This is a genomic window from Helicobacter anseris (genome assembly GCF_003364335.1).
Taxonomy (GTDB): domain Bacteria; phylum Campylobacterota; class Campylobacteria; order Campylobacterales; family Helicobacteraceae; genus Helicobacter_H; species Helicobacter_H anseris.
The window spans coordinates 1-833 of record NZ_NXLX01000044.1 but is presented as its reverse complement, the minus strand read 5'-3'; the positions used below and the strand labels follow the sequence as shown (position 1 = coordinate 833).

Here is an 833-nt window from a genome sequence, read left to right as displayed (position 1 = left end):
ACAAATCTACCTGTAGAAGCTAGAGGTGCTAGAGATATATTTCCTAATTGAGAAGTAAGAGTAATATCTCCACCAGCAATATAATCTCCTACAAAGTAAGTTCCTAGATAAACTTTTGCATTAAATCCTTTGTTTTCAGTAAATTGTTTGAAATCATATCCATAGCTTGCACCAATTCTACTTCTTAGAGTAATAATACTCTCTTGAATACCATTTAAATCAATAGTAGTTTGTTTTAAGTTAGATTGATTTAAATAACCTAAAATTACTTCTGCTTGAGGTGTAACACTCCATTCTTTAGTTTTACCAAATAAGAATCTATAACCTAATTCTTGAGAGAGAGTGAGTGCAAAGTTATTACTATTATAAGATTGAGAATCTCCAAGCATAGAGATATTACTCATAATATAGCTAAACTTTAAGATGGTATCCGTATATAAACCATTTTTCCATCCAGTTGCTTTGCTTGCTCCATCTTGAACATAAGCATTATAGATTGCAAACTCTATGGCATTAGAAGCTACAGAGCTAATTCCTTTTAAAGAACCATCTACATTCATAGTGCTATTAGAACTTGTATTAGCATTTGCATAAGAGAGTGCAAAACCTAAATAATTATTTGCTCCATTAAATCCAAAGGCATAATCATAACCTGCTTGGAATGTAGTATAAAGAGATTTAGTTTCTAAAGAAAAGTTAGAGGTTTGCATACCATTAAACACTCTTGCCCATGCACCTTGAGCATTAGCATTCTCTCTTAATTCACCCATTCTTTTATTTAAGCTATTCATATTAGCTAAATAAAGATCATAATTACTTCCAAGAGCTGCTGC

General features: G+C 31.5%; 1 protein-coding gene. It reads right to left on the bottom strand.

The window, feature by feature from the left end:
• Positions 1-833: autotransporter outer membrane beta-barrel domain-containing protein (locus tag CQA57_RS08105; RefSeq protein WP_115579726.1), on the bottom strand; the 833-nt coding region annotated here is incomplete at both ends.